The following is a 15,153-nucleotide window of genomic DNA, read 5'->3' on the forward strand; positions in this document are numbered from 1 at the left end:
TGTAGTCACACGCCCGACGCGTCGAGCGCCACTTCGGTAGGCCTCCGCGTTCTCGCACCCACCACGTCCTCCGGTTCCGTCCGGCTGATCCGACGTGTGGGTTCTTGTGATCCCGGCCCTGTGCCGAGACAGGAGGAATTCATGCTCACCGCTGCTCGAATCACCCTCTCCGAGGTCGGTAAACGCTACGGCGACCGCACCGTCCTCGACCGGGTGTCGTTCGCGATCCGGCCGGGTGAAACGGTCGGAGTCGTCGGCGACAACGGGTCCGGCAAGTCGACTCTGCTGAGATTGCTCGCCGGACAGGAGTCGCCGGACAACGGCGAGGTCTGCGTTTCCGTGCCCGGCGGGATCGCCTACCTTCCGCAATCGCTCGCCCTGCCGCCGACAGCGACCGTCGCCGAGGCAATCGATCTGGCCCTGGCCGATATCCGTGAGCTGGAGAGTCGGCTGCGCGGTGTGGAAATCGAGCTGGAGGCCGGGGGACAACCGGACGCGGCGCTCTGTCGCTACGCGGAGTTGCTGGCGCGGTTCGAGGCGCGCGACGGCTACCGGGCCGATCAGCGCGTGGACACCGCGCTGGCGGGACTGGGGCTGGCGGGTCTGGCACGGGACCGCACGCTGGGCACGTTGTCGGGAGGGCAGCGGTCCAGACTCGCGCTGGCGGCCACCCTCGCGGCCGGACCGGAGCTGTTGCTGCTCGACGAACCCACCAACGATCTCGACGACGAGGCGGTGGACTGGCTCGAGCGGCACCTGCGGGGTCATCGCGGCACCATCGTGGCGGTAACCCACGATCGGGTGTTTCTCGAGCGCATCACCGACGTGGTGCTCGAGGTCGCCGACGGCCGGGTCTCCCGGTTCGGCAACGGATACGGCGGCTACCTGCGCGCCAAAGCGGCGCAACGGCAGCGGATGGCCGAGGACCACCAGCTCTGGAAACGGGAGCTCGCCCGCAACCGACGGCTGGCGGAGTCGAATGTGGCGCGTCTGGACGCCATTCCGCGCAAGCTCCCGCTGGCCGTATTCGCGGCCGGACCCTTCCGTCCACGCGGCCGGGACCACGGGGCACGGGCGCGAATCCGCAACGCGAAGGAACGCCTCGAGCGGCTGACCGGCAACCCGGTGGCCGCGCCACCGGAGCCGCTGACCTTCACACCGGATCTGGCCGCCCACCCGCAGAATGCGGATGGGCCGGTGGCCGAACTGGCCGGCGTGCGGGTACCGGGCCGGTTGGAGGCCGTCGAGATGACCCTCGCGGCGGGTGAACGCCTGCTGGTCACCGGCCCGAACGGCGCCGGTAAGACCACGCTGCTGCGGCTACTGGCCGGGGAACTGGAACCCGGCAGCGGTTCGATACGGGTGCGGGGCCGCGTGGGCCACCTACGGCAGCAGGAGGTGAGGTGGCCCGCGGATATGACCGTATTGCAGGCCTTCGCCTCCGATCGGCCGTGGCATCCGCAGGAGCATGCCGACGAGCTGCTGCGCCTGGGTTTGTTCCACCCCGATGATCTGAGGCTGCGGATCGGCGATCTCTCCTATGGCCAGCGGCGGCGCATCGAACTGGCCCGGCTGGTCACCGGTCCGCTCGACCTGCTGCTGCTCGACGAACCGACCAATCACCTGTCTCCGGCGCTGGTGGAGCAACTCGAGAACGCGCTGACCGGCTTTCGGGGCACACTCGTGATCGTCACCCACGATCGCCGGCTACGCGAGCGCATGCGCGGCGCCCGCACCGAGATACGAGACGGAAGGTGCGCGTTCACGAGCGAGCCGCCCGCGCGCACAGCATGACCCGAACACCACCGACTCACGGCCGCCCCGCCCCCGGGCGGCCATCCTCGAGGGGGTGACAAACGGTTCGGCCCGCGTCTGCTGTCGGTGCTCGAAGCGCATGTGGCGAAGCCACGAGTCTCGAGTGCCGACAGCAGACGCTCAGGAGGGCCGAACCTCGAGCGGCGGAGCCGCTCCGACAACACTGTGACACAGCTCACTGGCGTGATAGGGTCGCGGACGGTTTGACACACCGGGATTGTGTCGATTCGGTGTGCGGAGGTGAAGACGTTGTCCTACATCCTGTTCGATTACCTGCTCCCGATTCTGGGCCCCGGAGCCGCGGAGTACTGGGCGAAGCTACTCGTGGTCAATCCGATCTGAGTCGGTTTCGCTGTCTGCCCGCCGGGCCGGTTTCTACCGGTCCGGCGGTCGTGTTTTCCGGTCCAGTCTTCTGCGGTTATCGGAAAAGCCCAGGTGGTTAGCAGTCCAGTGTGCTCCCACTGGCTATGAAGGTCGTTTTCCGGCCCACCTAGAATCGTGGTGTTCATCGAGGATCCACCAAGGCAACAGACACAGGAGCTGCCGTGACCACGCCCCAGACCAACCCGACCGACGCCACCCGCGAGGCGGGTACCGCCCGCGTGAAGCGCGGTATGGCCGAGATGCTCAAGGGCGGGGTGATCATGGATGTCGTCACCCCGGACCAGGCGAAGATCGCCGAGGACGCCGGAGCCGTCGCGGTGATGGCGCTGGAGCGGGTGCCCGCCGATATCCGCGCACAGGGCGGTGTGTCCCGGATGAGCGATCCGGACATGATCGACGGGATCATCGAGGCGGTATCCATCCCGGTGATGGCGAAGGCCCGGATCGGGCATTTCGTGGAGGCCCAGGTGCTGCAGAGCCTCGGCGTCGACTACATCGACGAGTCCGAGGTGCTGACCCCCGCCGACTACGCCAATCACATCGACAAATGGAATTTCACGGTGCCGTTCGTGTGCGGCGCCACCAATCTCGGTGAGGCGCTGCGCCGGATCACCGAGGGCGCGGCCATGATCCGGTCCAAGGGTGAGGCCGGTACCGGTGACGTCTCCAACGCCACCACCCATATGCGCAAGATCCGGCAGGAGATCCGCCGGCTGACCACGCTGCCCGCCGACGAACTCTATGTCGCGGCCAAGGAACTACAGGCGCCCTACGAACTGGTCAAGGAGATCGCCGAGACCGGGAAACTGCCCGTCGTGCTGTTCACCGCCGGTGGTATCGCCACCCCGGCCGACGCGGCCATGATGATGCAGCTGGGCGCGGAAGGCGTATTCGTGGGTTCGGGCATCTTCAAATCCGGGAACCCCGAACAGCGCGCGAGCGCCATCGTGAAGGCCACCACCTTCTACGACGATCCCGATGTGCTGGCCAAGGTGTCGCGCGGGCTCGGCGAGGCGATGGTCGGGATCAACGTCGACGAGATCCCGCAGCCGCACCGGCTCGCCGAACGCGGCTGGTGATCGCTGCGGCGCCGGGCGCGGGCCGGTGAATAGGTAGCCGCCGGATGGAACTGCGGCAGCTGCGGTACTTCGTCGTGCTCGCCGAGGAACTGCATTTCGGCCGTGCCGCCGAGCGGTTGTTCATCACCGCGTCCACGCTCAGTCAGCAAGTGAAGGTGCTCGAGCGTGCGCTGGGCACCCCGCTGGTGTCGCGCGGCCGCCGGGTCGAACTGACCCCGGCCGGTGCGGCGCTGCTGGAATCGGGCCGCGAAGTGCTGCGGGCGGCCGACGACGCGGTCCGGTCGGCCCGCCGGGCGGGCGGGGTCGAGGATCCGCGGTTGCGGCTGGGACTGGTGAACGGGGCGCCGCCCTGGTTGCCCGCCCGCTTCGGTGCGCTGGCGGAGGCCGCCGTGCCCGGTGCCCGTACCGTCCTGATCGGCGGCCCGACCGCCGATCAGGCCCAGTTGCTGGCGTCCGGCGCGGTCGATCTGGCGTTGCTGCGGGCCCCGGCCCCGCTGCCCGCGGCGTTCGCGCAACGGCCGGTGGCCACCGAGGAGCTCGGAATTCTGCTGGCCGCTACCCATCCGCTGGCCGGTCTGCCGGATCCGGGCCCCGGCGAGCTGGCGGATCAGGAGCTGATCCTGTTTCCCCGGGAGGTGGCCCCGGGGCTACACGACCGGCTGCTCGGTGAACTGCGGGCCCGGGGTCTGCGGCTGCGGTTGAGCGAGACCGTGCTCGGGCATGCCCAGATGCTGTCGGTGCTGCCGTCCCGCGACGACGCGGTGGGGCTGGGCTCGGTCCGCGCGCGGCGTCCCGATCTGGTCTGGCGGCCGTTCCCGGGTGGTCCGCTGATCGTCACCTACATTGCCGCGTGGGCTCGCGATACCCGTCATCCGGTACTGCGCGGCCTGCTGGAATCGCTACCCGCCGGGGCGTTCACCGCACCCACCGGCGCCTGACCGCCGACCCCGCGACCGGGTCCACCAGCGGTATCAGCGGGTGACGAACGGTGATCAGCGATTACCACATGGACTCGCGGCCGCCCCGATGGTCGGCTGGTGTCATGACAGCAGAAACGACAGCGACCGAACGGGTCGTCATCATCGGCGGCAGCTCCGGAATGGGACTCGCGCTCGCCCGCTCGCTGGTGGGCGCGGGGGCCGAGGTGGTGATCGCGGGACGGTCGGCGGACCGTTTGGACTCCGCCGCCGCGACCCTCACCGCCGGCCCCGGAAAGGCCCACACCCGGCAGGTCGACATCACCCGGGAAGCCGAGGTCGAGGCGGTGTTCGCCGAACTCGGCCCGGTCGACCACGTGGTGGTCACCGCCGCCGACGTCCGGGGCATGTACGCGCCGATCCGCGCCTTCGATCCGGCCGTGACCCGCACCCTCGTCGACACCAAACTGTTCGGTCCCGCGCTCGTGGCCAAACACGCTGTCCTCAATGCGGGCGGGTCGCTCGTGTTCACCTCGGGTATCGCGGCCTACCGGCCCGGACCAGGGTCGGCGATGGTCGCCGCCGTCAACGGCAGCCTGGCCTCGCTCGCCTACGCCTTGGCGCTCGAACTCGCGCCCACCCGCGTCAATGTCATCTCACCGGGCTGGGTGGACACTCCGATCTGGCAGTCGATCGGAGGCGGCGACCCCGTGCAGCGGCACCGGGACATGGCGGCCAGGCTGCCGGTGGGGCGGATCGGGCGTCCGGAGGATATCGCCGCCGCGGTCCTGTCCCTGATCCACAACCCGTTCATCACCGGGACCGTCCTGCACGCCGACGGCGGCCACCGGTTGTGTTGAGAATTTGGAGCAGCTCCGCTGCTCGAGGTTCGGGCTGTGTCCATGGAGCAGCTCCGCTGCTCGAGGTTCGGGCTGTGTCCATGGAGCAGCTCCGCTGCTCGAGGTTCGGCCCTCCTGAGCGTCGGCTGTCAGCACTCGAGACTCGCGGCTGCGCCGCATGCGCTTCGAGTGCTGACAGCCGACGCGGGCCGAACCGTTTTCCGGGGGTGTTGGGCTCGGCTCGGTGTGGGGTGGTCAGGTGGTGTCGGTGCGCAGGGCCGGGCGGTGGGGGTGGTCCCAGCGGGCGAAGTAGTCGGGGGGCTCGGGGTGGTCGCGGTCGTGGGTCAGGAGGGCGGGGACGGTCCAGGCGTCCTCGCGGGGGGTGCGGCGGGTGAGGGCGGCGGGGGTGAGGTCGAGCTTGACGGTGAGGTCGAAGGGCAGGGCGCGGCCCAGCAGCATGGGGCCCGCGACGAACAGGACGGTGGCGGGCAGTGCCGTGCGTGGGCGGGCCCGTGCGGATCGGTCGGCGGCTTCGTCCCACAGGGCGGGCAGCCAGGTGCCGTCGCGGTGGATCGGATCGAGTACTTCGCGCCGCAGGGCCGGGTAGTCGAACCAGCCGGTGCGATAGGAGATCTCGTCGCGGCCGAACTCCATGCGCAGTGAGGCGGGCCGGACGAAATCGTGCATCGCGACCACGTCGGCGGGCCGGCCGTCGGCGTGGACCCGGCGTGCCACCCGGCGCGCGAAATCCAGTGGGGCGGCGGCATCGGCGCCGTCCACGGCGACCACCCGATGGCCGTCCCGCGGCCGCAGCCGTTCGGTCAGCAGATCGGCGAGGGCATCCGGAGTTATCGGTGTGAAGCGCGGCACCGGACCATCACAGCAGGTCCCGCCGGGCAGCGGTGACAGGGATTACCCGCGACCGAATCAGGGAAACCGGACCGCTCGGGATAATCTCAGCGGATGGCGACTATCGAAGAGGCGCTGGAGATCGAACGCCTCGAGCGCGATATCTTCCGCGGCGCGTACCCCAAGACCCAGCTGCCCCGCACCTTCGGCGGGCAGGTGGCGGGGCAGGCGCTCGTCTCGGCGGTGCGCACGGTGGAGCCCCGATTCCAGGTGCATTCGCTGCACGGATACTTCCTGCGGCCGGGTAACCCCGAGGCGCCGACCGTCTACATGGTGGACCGGATCCGCGACGGCCGTTCCTTCTGCACCCGCCGGGTCACCGGTGTGCAGGACGGTGACGCCATCTTCACCATGTCGGCGTCCTTCCACATCGGCGACGAGGGCCCCTCGCATCAGGACGAAATGGCCGAGGTGGCGCCGCCCGGCGATCTACCCGACGCCAAGACCTCCATGGATCCGGAGCGGTTGTGGGCCATGCGGGAATGGGAGCACTGGGATATCCGCCCGGTGCCGCAGGAGCAGGTCACCCAGCGGCCCGGGGTCGTCTCCCCGCAGCAGGTGTGGTTCCGGTACCGGCACCCGCTGCCCGACGATCCGCTGTTCCATGTCTGCACGCTGGCCTATATGAGCGATATGACGTTGCTCGGCTCGTCCAAGGTCACCCACCCCGACGAGCCCACCCAGAACGCGTCCCTGGATCACGCGATGTGGTTCCTGCGGCCGTTCCGCACCGACGACTGGCTGCTCTACGACCAGTCCTCGCCCTCGGCCGGGTTCGGCCGCGGGCTGACCGGCGGCAAGATCTTCGATCGCGGCGGCCGGCTGGTGGCGGCGGTGGTCCAGGAAGGACTGATCCGCACGCTGCGGTCCTGACTCCGGAGTGCGGGTGACCGGTGCGTGAGCCCGCGCACACCGGACGGGATCGTAAGCTCGCCAGGGTGAACGAGTCTGTGGAGAGCCCGCGTCCGGCGGCCGGACCCGATTCCGGCGCGCCCGCCGGACCGACCATCGGCGTGCTGGCCCTGCAGGGCGATGTCCGGGAACATCTCGCGGTCCTCGCGGCCTGCGGGGCGCGTCCGGTGCTGGTGCGCCGGCCGGCCGAACTGGCCGCCGTGGACGGGCTGGTGCTGCCCGGCGGCGAGTCCACGGCCATCAGCAAACTGCTCGAGATCTTCGATCTGCTGGAACCGCTGCGGGCCCGGCTGCGGGCCGGGATGCCGGCGTTCGGGTCCTGTGCCGGGATGATCCTGCTGGCGAGCGAGATCCTCGATACCCGCCCCGACGCCCACCATCTCGACGGTATCGATATGACCGTGCGGCGCAACGCGTTCGGCCGTCAGGTCGATTCGTTCGAAACCGATCTGGACTTCTCCGGCGTCGATGGCGGGCCGATGCGGGCGGTGTTCATCCGGGCGCCGTGGGTGGAGCGCGCGGGCGCCGACGTCGAAGTGCTGGCCCGGGTGCCCGGCGGTCCCGCGGCGGGCCGGATCGTCGCGGTGCGGCAGGGGCGGGTGGTGGCGACCGCCTTCCATCCGGAAGTGACCGGCGACCACCGTGTACACCGATTGTTCGTCGATCTCGTGCGTGGCGTAGCGTTGTCGTCCGATAGCGTGCCATCGACCTGAAGGAAGTAGGGAATGAGCGGCCACTCCAAATGGGCCACCACCAAGCACAAGAAGGCGGCGATCGATGCCAAGCGCGGCAAGCTGTTCGCCAAGCTGATCAAGAACATCGAGGTGGCGGCCCGGACCGGTGGTGGCGATCCGGAAGGTAATCCGACCCTCTTCGACGCCATTCAGAAGGCGAAGAAATCCTCGGTCCCCAATGACAATATCGAGCGGGCGCGTAAGCGCGGCGGCGGCGAGGAAGCCGGCGGCGCCGACTGGCAGACCATCATGTACGAGGGTTACGGCCCCAACGGTGTCGCCGTGCTGATCGAATGTCTCACCGACAACCGCAACCGAGCGGCCGGGGAGGTCCGGGTGGCCATGACCCGCAACGGCGGCAATATGGCCGACCCGGGTTCGGTGTCCTACCTGTTCCACCGCAAGGGTGTTGTCACCCTGGAGAAGAACGGCCTGTCCGAGGACGATGTCCTGATGGCGGTTCTGGACGCCGGCGCCGAAGAGGTCAGCGACCTCGGTGAATCGTTCGAGGTCATCAGCGAACCCGGCGATCTGATCGCGGTGCGGTCGGCCCTGCAGTCCGCCGGTATCGACTACGACTCGGCCGAATCCGGGTTCCAGCCCTCGGTGAGCGTGGCGGTGGACGTCGACGGCGCCCGCAAGGTGTTCAAGCTGGTCGATGCGCTGGAGGACAGCGACGACGTGCAGAACGTCTACACGAATGTCGATATCTCCGACGAGGTCCTCGCCGAACTCGACGACTGAACCGGTTCCCGCGAGCGACGGGGTGGCACCGCGCGGCGGTGCCACCCCGTCGCCGTACCCGGAGTCTGTTGCGTGATGCCCCGGTTCAGGACTCCAGATTCGCGTAGTGATCCCGCATAGCGGGGTAGTAGTCGTCGAACTCGGGCAGCGCCGTGCCCGCGCGGGCCGCTCCGAGCGCGTCCAGGTAGTACTCCCAGCCCGGTCCCACCTCGGCGATCTTCTCGGCCGAATCGAGGTGGTGGGTGAACACCAGTTCGGTCTGCCCGTCGTTCTCGGTCAGGGTGGCCTCGAGATGCCAGCTGCCGTATTCGTCGACGGTGCGCAGGGCGAGGTGGCGCGGGGGGACGCAGGTGTCGATGGTGTAGTCGGCCCAGGGCCGGTCGTCCTCCAGCACCATCTGCACGCGGATGGTGCGGCCCGGGCCCGCTTCGCCCTCCCAGGGGCCGAACCAGCGGGCGGTGCGATCGGATTCGGTGATACTGGCCCAGACGTCCTCGATCGGCGCCCGGTAGGTGCGGGTGAGGATCAGATCGCGGCCGTGCGCGGTGGTTTCCAGGCGGCCGGTGGGTTGCTTGCTCATGCCGAGTTCTCCTCGGGGGTCGGTGGTGCGGTTCGGTGATCCGGGGCGGCGGTGTTCGTATCGCGTTCCCGGCGGGTGCGGTGGACTTCGGTGGCCAGTGCGTCCAGCCGGTGCTCCCATCCGGTGGGGCGATCGAGTGCGGCGATCCAGCCGCCGAGGGCGCGCAGCGGGGTGGTGTCGAGCGTGTAGTACCGCTCCCGCCCGCGTAGCTCGTCGCGTACCAGGCCGCTGTCGCGCAGCACCCGCAGATGCCGGCTGACCGCCGGCCGGCTGACCGGGAACCGGGCGGCGATGGCGCCCGCGGTCAGCCGGCCGGCGCGCAGCATCTCCAGGATCTCGCGCCGAATCGGATCGGCTATCGCGCTCGCCACCTCGTCCACCCCGAAAGCGTAACTACTTGGTTACGTGTTTGTCCAGAGGCGGCGCCGGAGCGGGGACGCGGGGTTGTGCGGTGTGCCGTCGCGGTCGCGCGGGACGGCGGCGGCACAATGGCCGCATGGTTGCTGTGACGCTCGTTCTCGGGGATATCACCGAGCAGCAGGTGGATGTGGTGGTGAACGCCGCGAATTCCGAACTGCTGGGCGGCGGGGGCGTGGACGGCGCCATTCACCGCCGCGGCGGGCCCGCGATCCTGGCCGAATGCCGGCGGCTGCGCGAGACCGACTATCCCCGCGGGCTGCCGACCGGGGCCGCGGTGGCGACGACCGCGGGTGAACTTCCGGCCCGCTGGGTGGTGCACACCGTCGGGCCGGTGTGGTCGGCGCGCGGGGACCGCGCTGCGCAACTCGCGCCGCTGCTCGCGTCCTGCTACCGCGAATCGCTGCGGGTCGCGGAGAACCTCGGTGCGCGATCGGTGGCGTTCCCGGCCATCTCCACCGGCGTCTATCGCTGGCCGCTGGAGGACGCCGCGCGGATCGCCGTCGGCACCGTGCGCGACTATCCCGCCGAGATCGACGAAGCGCGTTTCGTCCTGTACGACTCCGCCGCCTACGACGCCTTCGCCGCGGAACTCGGCGCCTGAGCCCGGCCTTCGCGGGGCCGTGTCCCTGGCGCCGGGACATCCACGCCTGCACTATAGTTCGAACAACTGTTCGTTCTGGGAAAGGTGCGCGGTGCGGGTGATGGGCGTCGACCCCGGGCTCACCCGGTGCGGGGTGAGCATGGTCGAAGGCGGAGCGGGGCGTACCGTCCGGGCGATCGCGGTGGATGTCGTGCGGACCCCGGCGGAGATGGAGCTGGCCCAGCGGTTGCTGCGGATCTCCGATGCCGCCGAGGAATGGATGCGTACCCACCGGCCCGATGTGGTGGCCATCGAGCGGGTGTTCGCCCAGCACAACGTGCGCACCGCGATGGGGACCGCCCAGGCCGGCGGGGTGATCGCCCTGGCCGCCGCCCGCCGCGATATCCCGGTGATGTTCCATACGCCGAGCGAGGTCAAGGCCGCGGTCACCGGGAACGGCGGGGCGGACAAGAAGCAGGTGACCGCTATGGTCACCCGTATCCTCGGGCTCGCGGCGCCGCCGAAACCCGCCGACGCCGCCGATGCGCTGGCGCTGGCCATCTGCCACTGCTGGCGGGCGCCGCTGCTGGAACGGATGGCCCGGGCCGAGGCGCTGGCCGACCGGGCCCGGCGGCAGTACACCCAACGACTCGAGGAACAGCGGAAGGCGGTGCGCGGGTGATCGCGTCCATCCGGGGCGAGGTGATCGAACTCGCCCTCGACCACGCGGTGATCGAAACCGCCGGGGTCGGATACCAGTTGAACGCCACCCCCGCGACGCTGGCCCGCCTCACCCGCGGCGACCAGGCCCGGCTGTACACCGCGCTCATCGTGCGCGAGGACTCGATGACCCTCTACGGGTTCGCCGATACCGAGACCCGGGACCTGTTCGGCCTGCTGCAGACCGTCTCCGGAGTCGGGCCGCGGCTGGCCATGGCGGTGCTGGCGGTCCTCGAACCCGAAACCTTGCGCAAAGCGCTCGCCGCCGGTGATCTCGCGGCACTCACCCGGGTGCCGGGGATCGGTAAGCGCGGCGCCGAACGGATGGTCGTGGAACTGCGGGACAAGGTGAACCTGGTACCCACGCCGGATACCCCCGGCGCCGCGCCGGTGCCGGTGAGCACCCCGGTGCGGGAACAGGTCGTGGAGGCGCTCACCGGCCTCGGATTCCCGCTCAAACAGGCCGAACCGGCCGTGGACGCGGTCCTCGCCGAACAACCCGGCGCCGGGAACTCGACCGCGCTGCGGGCCGCCCTCGGAATGCTCGGCAAGAACCGCTAGGCCGCGATGGACTACGACGATTTCCCGGAACCGGAGGATTCCCCGGTCAGCGCCGGATACCTGGCCTCCGACGGCGATGCCGATTCCGGGCTGCGGCCCACCTCGCTGGACGGATTCATCGGCCAGCCCCGGGTCCGGGAACAGCTGGCACTGGTATTGCGCGGCGCCACGGCGCGCGGCGGCACCCCCGACCACATCCTGCTGTCCGGTCCGCCCGGGCTGGGCAAGACCAGCCTGGCGATGATCGTGGCCGGAGAGCTGGGTTCCGCGCTGCGGATCACCTCCGGTCCCGCCCTGGAACGCGCCGGCGACCTGGCGGCCATGCTCAGCAACCTGGTGCACGGCGATGTGCTGTTCATCGACGAGATCCACCGGATGGCCCGGCCGGCCGAGGAGATGCTGTACCTGGCGATGGAGGACTTCCGGGTCGACGTCGTGGTCGGCAAAGGTCCGGGTGCCACCTCCATCCCGCTCGATATCGCCCCGTTCACCCTGGTGGGCGCGACCACCCGCTCCGGCGCGCTCACCGGGCCGCTGCGCGACCGGTTCGGCTTCACCGGGCATATGGACTTCTACGAACCCGGCGAACTGCTGCTGATCCTGCGGCGTTCGGCGCAGATCCTCGGCGTGGAGATCGATACCGACGCCGCCGCCGAGATCGCCGGCCGCTCCCGCGGCACCCCGCGTATCGCCAACCGGTTGCTGCGGCGGGTCCGCGACTACGCCGAGGTCCGGGCCGACGGCCGGATCACCGTCCCGGTGGCCCGCGCCGCGCTCGAGGTCTACGACGTCGACCCGCTGGGCCTCGACCGTCTCGACCGGGCCGTGCTCGGTGCGCTGGTCCGCGGATTCGGGGGCGGACCGGTGGGGGTGTCGACCCTCGCCGTCGCGGTGGGCGAGGAACCGGCGACCGTGGAAGAGGTCTGCGAACCGTTCCTGGTCCGCGCCGGAATGGTCGCCCGCACCCCGCGCGGCCGGGTGGCCACCGCCGCCGCGTGGGCCCATCTGGGTCTCACTCCGCCTCCCGACCTGGCCTTCGGGGCGCTCGAGGTCCGGGGCCGGGAACCCCATCCGACCCTCGACCTGTTCGACTGACACGCGCCGCCGGGGCGGTATGGGTCAGATTCCGAACTCGGCGCGGATCCGCCGGACGAAGGCGTCCACCTGATCGGGGTGGTATCCGCGGGACAGCGGCGGCGCGGCCGGGAACTCCCGGTCCAGGTGCGCCGCGGTGAGTACGGCCCGGCCGGCGAGGGCTTCGGCGACGACGTCCAGGAGATCGTCGACCTCTCGTTCGCGATAGCCGCGCCGGCCGAACGGCGCACGGCCGAAAGTGATCTGGTGCACATCCTCCGGTGTCATACCTCGAGTATGGCGGCGTGCCGGGCCCGGGGAGTGATCGAACAGGCGGAGATCCGAATCGGACGAAGCGGGTGCGCCGGAGTTCCGGGTGCGGCGTCCCGGGCCCGGCGATCGGCGTGTTCGGGTGTGCGGGTGTGGCGCCGGACGGGCGAACTGGCAGACTGTGTGCGTACCTGTCCCTCTCCTCACCCAGATCAGGACTGACTTCGACCATGGATCTGCTGTTTCCGCTCATACTGGTCGCGCTGCTGGTGCCGATGTTCCTCGGTATGCGCCGCCAGAAGAAAGAGGCCGACAAGGTCGCCCAGATGCAGGACAGCCTGAAGGTCGGTGACCGGGTCGTCACCACCTCCGGCCTGTACGGCACCGTGATCGAGGCCGATGACACCAGCGTCGATCTGGAGATCGCCGAGGATGTCGTCACCACCTGGCTGCGTCAGGCGATCCGCGAGGTGCGCGTCGACGACGACACCGCCGGCGACGACACCGCCGGCGACGAGACCCCCGGTGACGATGCCGCCGAGTCCACCGACTCGCCGTCGGCTCCTGCCGCCGAGGAGACCCCTGAGCAGACCGAAACCCGGCTGACCAAGGACTGAATCCACGGCCCGGCCACCGGACCGGTTCACACCCGGGCGACCGGTGGCTTCGGCATGTGCCGTGGCCGTTCCACCCAGAACTTCCGCCTAGGAGATGACGACCTGTGCCACCGTCCCAGGGATCGGCGCACCAACTCCGCTGGCTCGCCTTGTTCGGCGTGCTGGTGGCCGCGATCTACGCGCTGGTGTTCTTTACCGGTGACAAATCACCGACACCCAAGCTCGGCATCGACCTACAGGGCGGTACCCGGGTCACCCTGACGGCCCGGACTCCCGACGGGAACCGGCCGAGCCAGGACAGCCTCACCAAGGCACAGCAGATCATCGAGAACCGGGTGAACGGGCTCGGCGTCTCCGGCTCGGAAGTGGTGATCGACGGCGACAATCTCGTCATCACCGTGCCGGGCGACGACAGCCAGCAGGCCCGCACCCTCGCCACCACCGCGAAGCTGTACATCCGCCCGGTGCTGCAGGCCGCGCCCGCGCCCAACACCCAGCAGGGTCAGCCGGCGCCGGGCCAGCAGCCCACCGCGCCGACCGTCCCCGGCGAGCCCACCGCGCCCGCTCCGGCCGACGGATCCGTGCCCCAGGGCGTGGTGCCCGAGGGCGCCGCCCCGGACGCGACCGTGCCCGAAGGGACGGCGGGTGAGGCGCCCGCCGACGGCGCCGGTGATCAGTCCGCCCCCGCCGAGCAGACCCCGAGCGCGGCCGCCCCGATCTCCGCCGAGGATCTCGACGTCCGTCCGGCGCAGGCGCCCGGCACCCCCATTCCGGATACCCCCGCGCCCGGCGAGCCCGCTCCCGCGCCCGGTGAGGCGACACCCGCCCCGGCGCCCGGTGAACCGGCTCCGGGCGAGACGCCGTCCGACCCATCGCTGAGCCCCCAGGAACAGGTCCAGCAGGAGATCGAGGCCGCCAAGACCATCCGGCAGAGCACCGATCCGACCATGCAGCAACTGGCCATGCAGGCGATGGACTGTTCCGCGCCGGACCCGCTGGCCGGTAACGACGACCCGAACCTGCCGCTGGTGACCTGCTCCACCGACGGGACCGAGGTCTTCCTGCTCGACAAGAGCCGGATCGACGGCCAGGAGATCGCGAACGCGACCTCCGGTTTCAACACCGAGCAGTCGCGGCACGAGATCAACCTGGAGTTCAAGGGCGGCGGCAGCGACGCGTGGGCGTCGCTGACCGGCGAATACATCCAGCAGCGCGTCGCGTTCGTGCTCGACTCCCAGGTGGTCAGCGCACCGGTCGTCCAGCAGGGCCCCCAGCTCGGCGGACGCACCCAGATCTCCGGCAATTTCAACGCCTCGAGCGCCCAGGACCTGGCGAATACGCTCAAATACGGTTCGCTGCCGCTGTCGTTCCAGACCTCCGAGGCCGAGACCGTTTCCGCGACGCTGGGCCTGACCTCGCTGCGTGCCGGACTGATCGCCGGTGGGGTCGGCCTGGCCGTGGTGCTGCTGTACTGCCTGGTCTACTACCGCATGCTCGGCTTCCTCACCGCGCTGTCGCTGATCGGGTCCGGTATCGCGGTGTACGGGATCATGGTGCTGCTCGGGCGCTGGATCGGGTTCACCCTCGATCTCGCCGGTATCGCCGGTCTCATCATCGGTATCGGTATGACGGCCGACTCGTTCGTGGTGTTCTTCGAACGCATCAAGGACGAGATACGCGAGGGCCGAAGCTTCCGGTCCGCCGTGCCCCGGGGCTGGCAGCGGGCCCGCAAGACGATCCTGTCCGGTAACGCGGTGAGCTTCATCGCCGCCGCGGTGCTGTACGTCCTGGCCGTCGGGCAGGTGCGTGGATTCGCCTTCACCCTCGGGCTGACCACCATCCTCGACGTGGTGGTGGTGTTCCTGGTGACGGCGCCGCTGGTGCATATCGCCTCCCGTTCCGCCTTCTGGGCCAAACCCTCGGTGAACGGGCTCGGCGCGATGCAGCAGCTCGCCCGCGAACGCAAGGCGGCCGAAGCCGCGGTCGGGAAGGCGTGAC

17 protein-coding genes are annotated in these 15,153 nt (G+C 70.0%); 13 read left to right on the plus strand and 4 right to left on the minus strand.

Annotation, left to right across the window (positions count from 1 at the left end; all coding sequences use genetic code 11):
* The first annotated feature begins 141 nt into the window (after positions 1-141).
* The 4 genes from ACZ6SF_RS01395 (at position 142) to ACZ6SF_RS01410 (ending at position 5,055) form a co-directional block, all read left to right on the plus strand.
* Positions 142-1,794 (plus strand): TlrC/CarA/OleB/SrmB family ABC-F type ribosomal protection protein, encoded by a 1,653-nt coding sequence (locus ACZ6SF_RS01395; RefSeq protein WP_466059684.1) that lies wholly within the window; start codon positions 142-144, stop codon positions 1,792-1,794.
* A 566-nt stretch (positions 1,795-2,360) separates the two neighbouring features.
* Entirely contained in the window at positions 2,361-3,278 is a 918-nt protein-coding gene (gene pdxS / locus ACZ6SF_RS01400) for a pyridoxal 5'-phosphate synthase lyase subunit PdxS (protein ID WP_466059686.1), read from the plus strand.
* A gap of 44 nt (positions 3,279-3,322) precedes the next feature.
* Positions 3,323-4,216 (plus strand): LysR family transcriptional regulator, encoded by an 894-nt coding sequence (locus ACZ6SF_RS01405; RefSeq protein WP_466059688.1) that lies wholly within the window; start codon positions 3,323-3,325, stop codon positions 4,214-4,216.
* A 104-nt stretch (positions 4,217-4,320) separates the two neighbouring features.
* Positions 4,321-5,055, plus strand: coding sequence for an SDR family oxidoreductase (locus tag ACZ6SF_RS01410; RefSeq protein ID WP_466059690.1), 735 nt, complete (start codon positions 4,321-4,323; stop codon positions 5,053-5,055).
* A gap of 234 nt (positions 5,056-5,289) precedes the next feature.
* Here ACZ6SF_RS01410 and ACZ6SF_RS01415 read toward each other — a convergent pair whose 3' ends face one another.
* Positions 5,290-5,904, minus strand: coding sequence for a nucleoside/nucleotide kinase family protein (locus ACZ6SF_RS01415; RefSeq protein WP_466059692.1), 615 nt, complete (start codon positions 5,902-5,904; stop codon positions 5,290-5,292).
* A 93-nt stretch (positions 5,905-5,997) separates the two neighbouring features.
* Here ACZ6SF_RS01415 and ACZ6SF_RS01420 point away from each other — a divergent pair, with 93 nt between their 5' ends.
* From ACZ6SF_RS01420 to ACZ6SF_RS01430, 3 genes are all read left to right on the plus strand, one after another.
* A complete protein-coding gene (locus ACZ6SF_RS01420; RefSeq protein WP_466059694.1) occupies positions 5,998-6,816 on the plus strand; it encodes an acyl-CoA thioesterase in 819 nt (272 codons plus the stop codon).
* A 77-nt stretch (positions 6,817-6,893) separates the two neighbouring features.
* Positions 6,894-7,568 carry a pyridoxal 5'-phosphate synthase glutaminase subunit PdxT gene (pdxT, locus tag ACZ6SF_RS01425; RefSeq protein WP_466061304.1) on the plus strand — a complete coding sequence of 225 codons (675 nt, stop codon included), beginning with the start codon at positions 6,894-6,896 and terminating at the stop codon, positions 7,566-7,568.
* A 12-nt stretch (positions 7,569-7,580) separates the two neighbouring features.
* Positions 7,581-8,333 carry a YebC/PmpR family DNA-binding transcriptional regulator gene (locus ACZ6SF_RS01430; RefSeq protein WP_466059696.1) on the plus strand — a complete coding sequence of 251 codons (753 nt, stop codon included), beginning with the start codon at positions 7,581-7,583 and terminating at the stop codon, positions 8,331-8,333.
* Positions 8,334-8,418: 85 nt separating this feature from the next.
* Here the strand turns inward: ACZ6SF_RS01430 and ACZ6SF_RS01435 are convergent, their stop codons facing one another.
* Positions 8,419-8,913: an SRPBCC family protein gene (locus ACZ6SF_RS01435; RefSeq protein WP_466059698.1), complete on the minus strand. Its 495-nt coding sequence runs from the start codon at positions 8,911-8,913 to the stop codon at positions 8,419-8,421.
* A complete protein-coding gene (locus tag ACZ6SF_RS01440) occupies positions 8,910-9,293 on the minus strand; it encodes a metalloregulator ArsR/SmtB family transcription factor (RefSeq protein ID WP_466059701.1) in 384 nt (127 codons plus the stop codon). Before ACZ6SF_RS01440 ends, ACZ6SF_RS01435 begins: the two co-directional genes overlap by 4 nt.
* A 116-nt stretch (positions 9,294-9,409) precedes the next feature.
* Here ACZ6SF_RS01440 and ACZ6SF_RS01445 point away from each other — a divergent pair, with 116 nt between their 5' ends.
* The 4 genes from ACZ6SF_RS01445 to ruvB all read left to right on the plus strand — a co-directional run bounded on the left by ACZ6SF_RS01445 (position 9,410) and on the right by ruvB (position 12,289).
* Positions 9,410-9,934 carry an O-acetyl-ADP-ribose deacetylase gene (locus tag ACZ6SF_RS01445; protein ID WP_466059702.1) on the plus strand — a complete coding sequence of 175 codons (525 nt, stop codon included), beginning with the start codon at positions 9,410-9,412 and terminating at the stop codon, positions 9,932-9,934.
* A 91-nt stretch (positions 9,935-10,025) separates the two neighbouring features.
* Entirely contained in the window at positions 10,026-10,595 is a 570-nt protein-coding gene (gene ruvC, locus ACZ6SF_RS01450) for a crossover junction endodeoxyribonuclease RuvC (protein WP_466059704.1), read from the plus strand.
* Positions 10,592-11,194 (plus strand): Holliday junction branch migration protein RuvA, encoded by a 603-nt coding sequence (gene ruvA / locus ACZ6SF_RS01455; protein ID WP_466059706.1) that lies wholly within the window; start codon positions 10,592-10,594, stop codon positions 11,192-11,194. The genes ruvC and ruvA overlap by 4 nt, the downstream gene beginning before the upstream one ends.
* 6 nt (positions 11,195-11,200) lie before the next feature.
* Positions 11,201-12,289 carry a Holliday junction branch migration DNA helicase RuvB gene (ruvB, locus tag ACZ6SF_RS01460; protein WP_466059708.1) on the plus strand — a complete coding sequence of 363 codons (1,089 nt, stop codon included), beginning with the start codon at positions 11,201-11,203 and terminating at the stop codon, positions 12,287-12,289.
* A gap of 24 nt (positions 12,290-12,313) precedes the next feature.
* Here ruvB and ACZ6SF_RS01465 read toward each other — a convergent pair whose 3' ends face one another.
* Positions 12,314-12,556 carry a DivIVA domain-containing protein gene (locus tag ACZ6SF_RS01465; RefSeq protein WP_466059710.1) on the minus strand — a complete coding sequence of 81 codons (243 nt, stop codon included), beginning with the start codon at positions 12,554-12,556 and terminating at the stop codon, positions 12,314-12,316.
* A 212-nt stretch (positions 12,557-12,768) separates the two neighbouring features.
* On the opposite strand from ACZ6SF_RS01465, the gene yajC reads away from it, so the two are divergent.
* Both yajC and secD read left to right on the plus strand, forming a co-directional pair.
* Positions 12,769-13,155, plus strand: coding sequence for a preprotein translocase subunit YajC (yajC, locus tag ACZ6SF_RS01470; protein WP_466059712.1), 387 nt, complete (start codon positions 12,769-12,771; stop codon positions 13,153-13,155).
* Between the two features lie 104 nt (positions 13,156-13,259).
* Positions 13,260-15,152, plus strand: a complete 1,893-nt coding sequence (gene secD, locus ACZ6SF_RS01475) for a protein translocase subunit SecD (RefSeq protein WP_466059714.1) — start codon at positions 13,260-13,262, stop codon at positions 15,150-15,152.
* The last annotated feature ends 1 nt before the right edge of the window (position 15,153 follow it).

The organism is Nocardia sp. NPDC049935, from assembly GCF_055586645.1.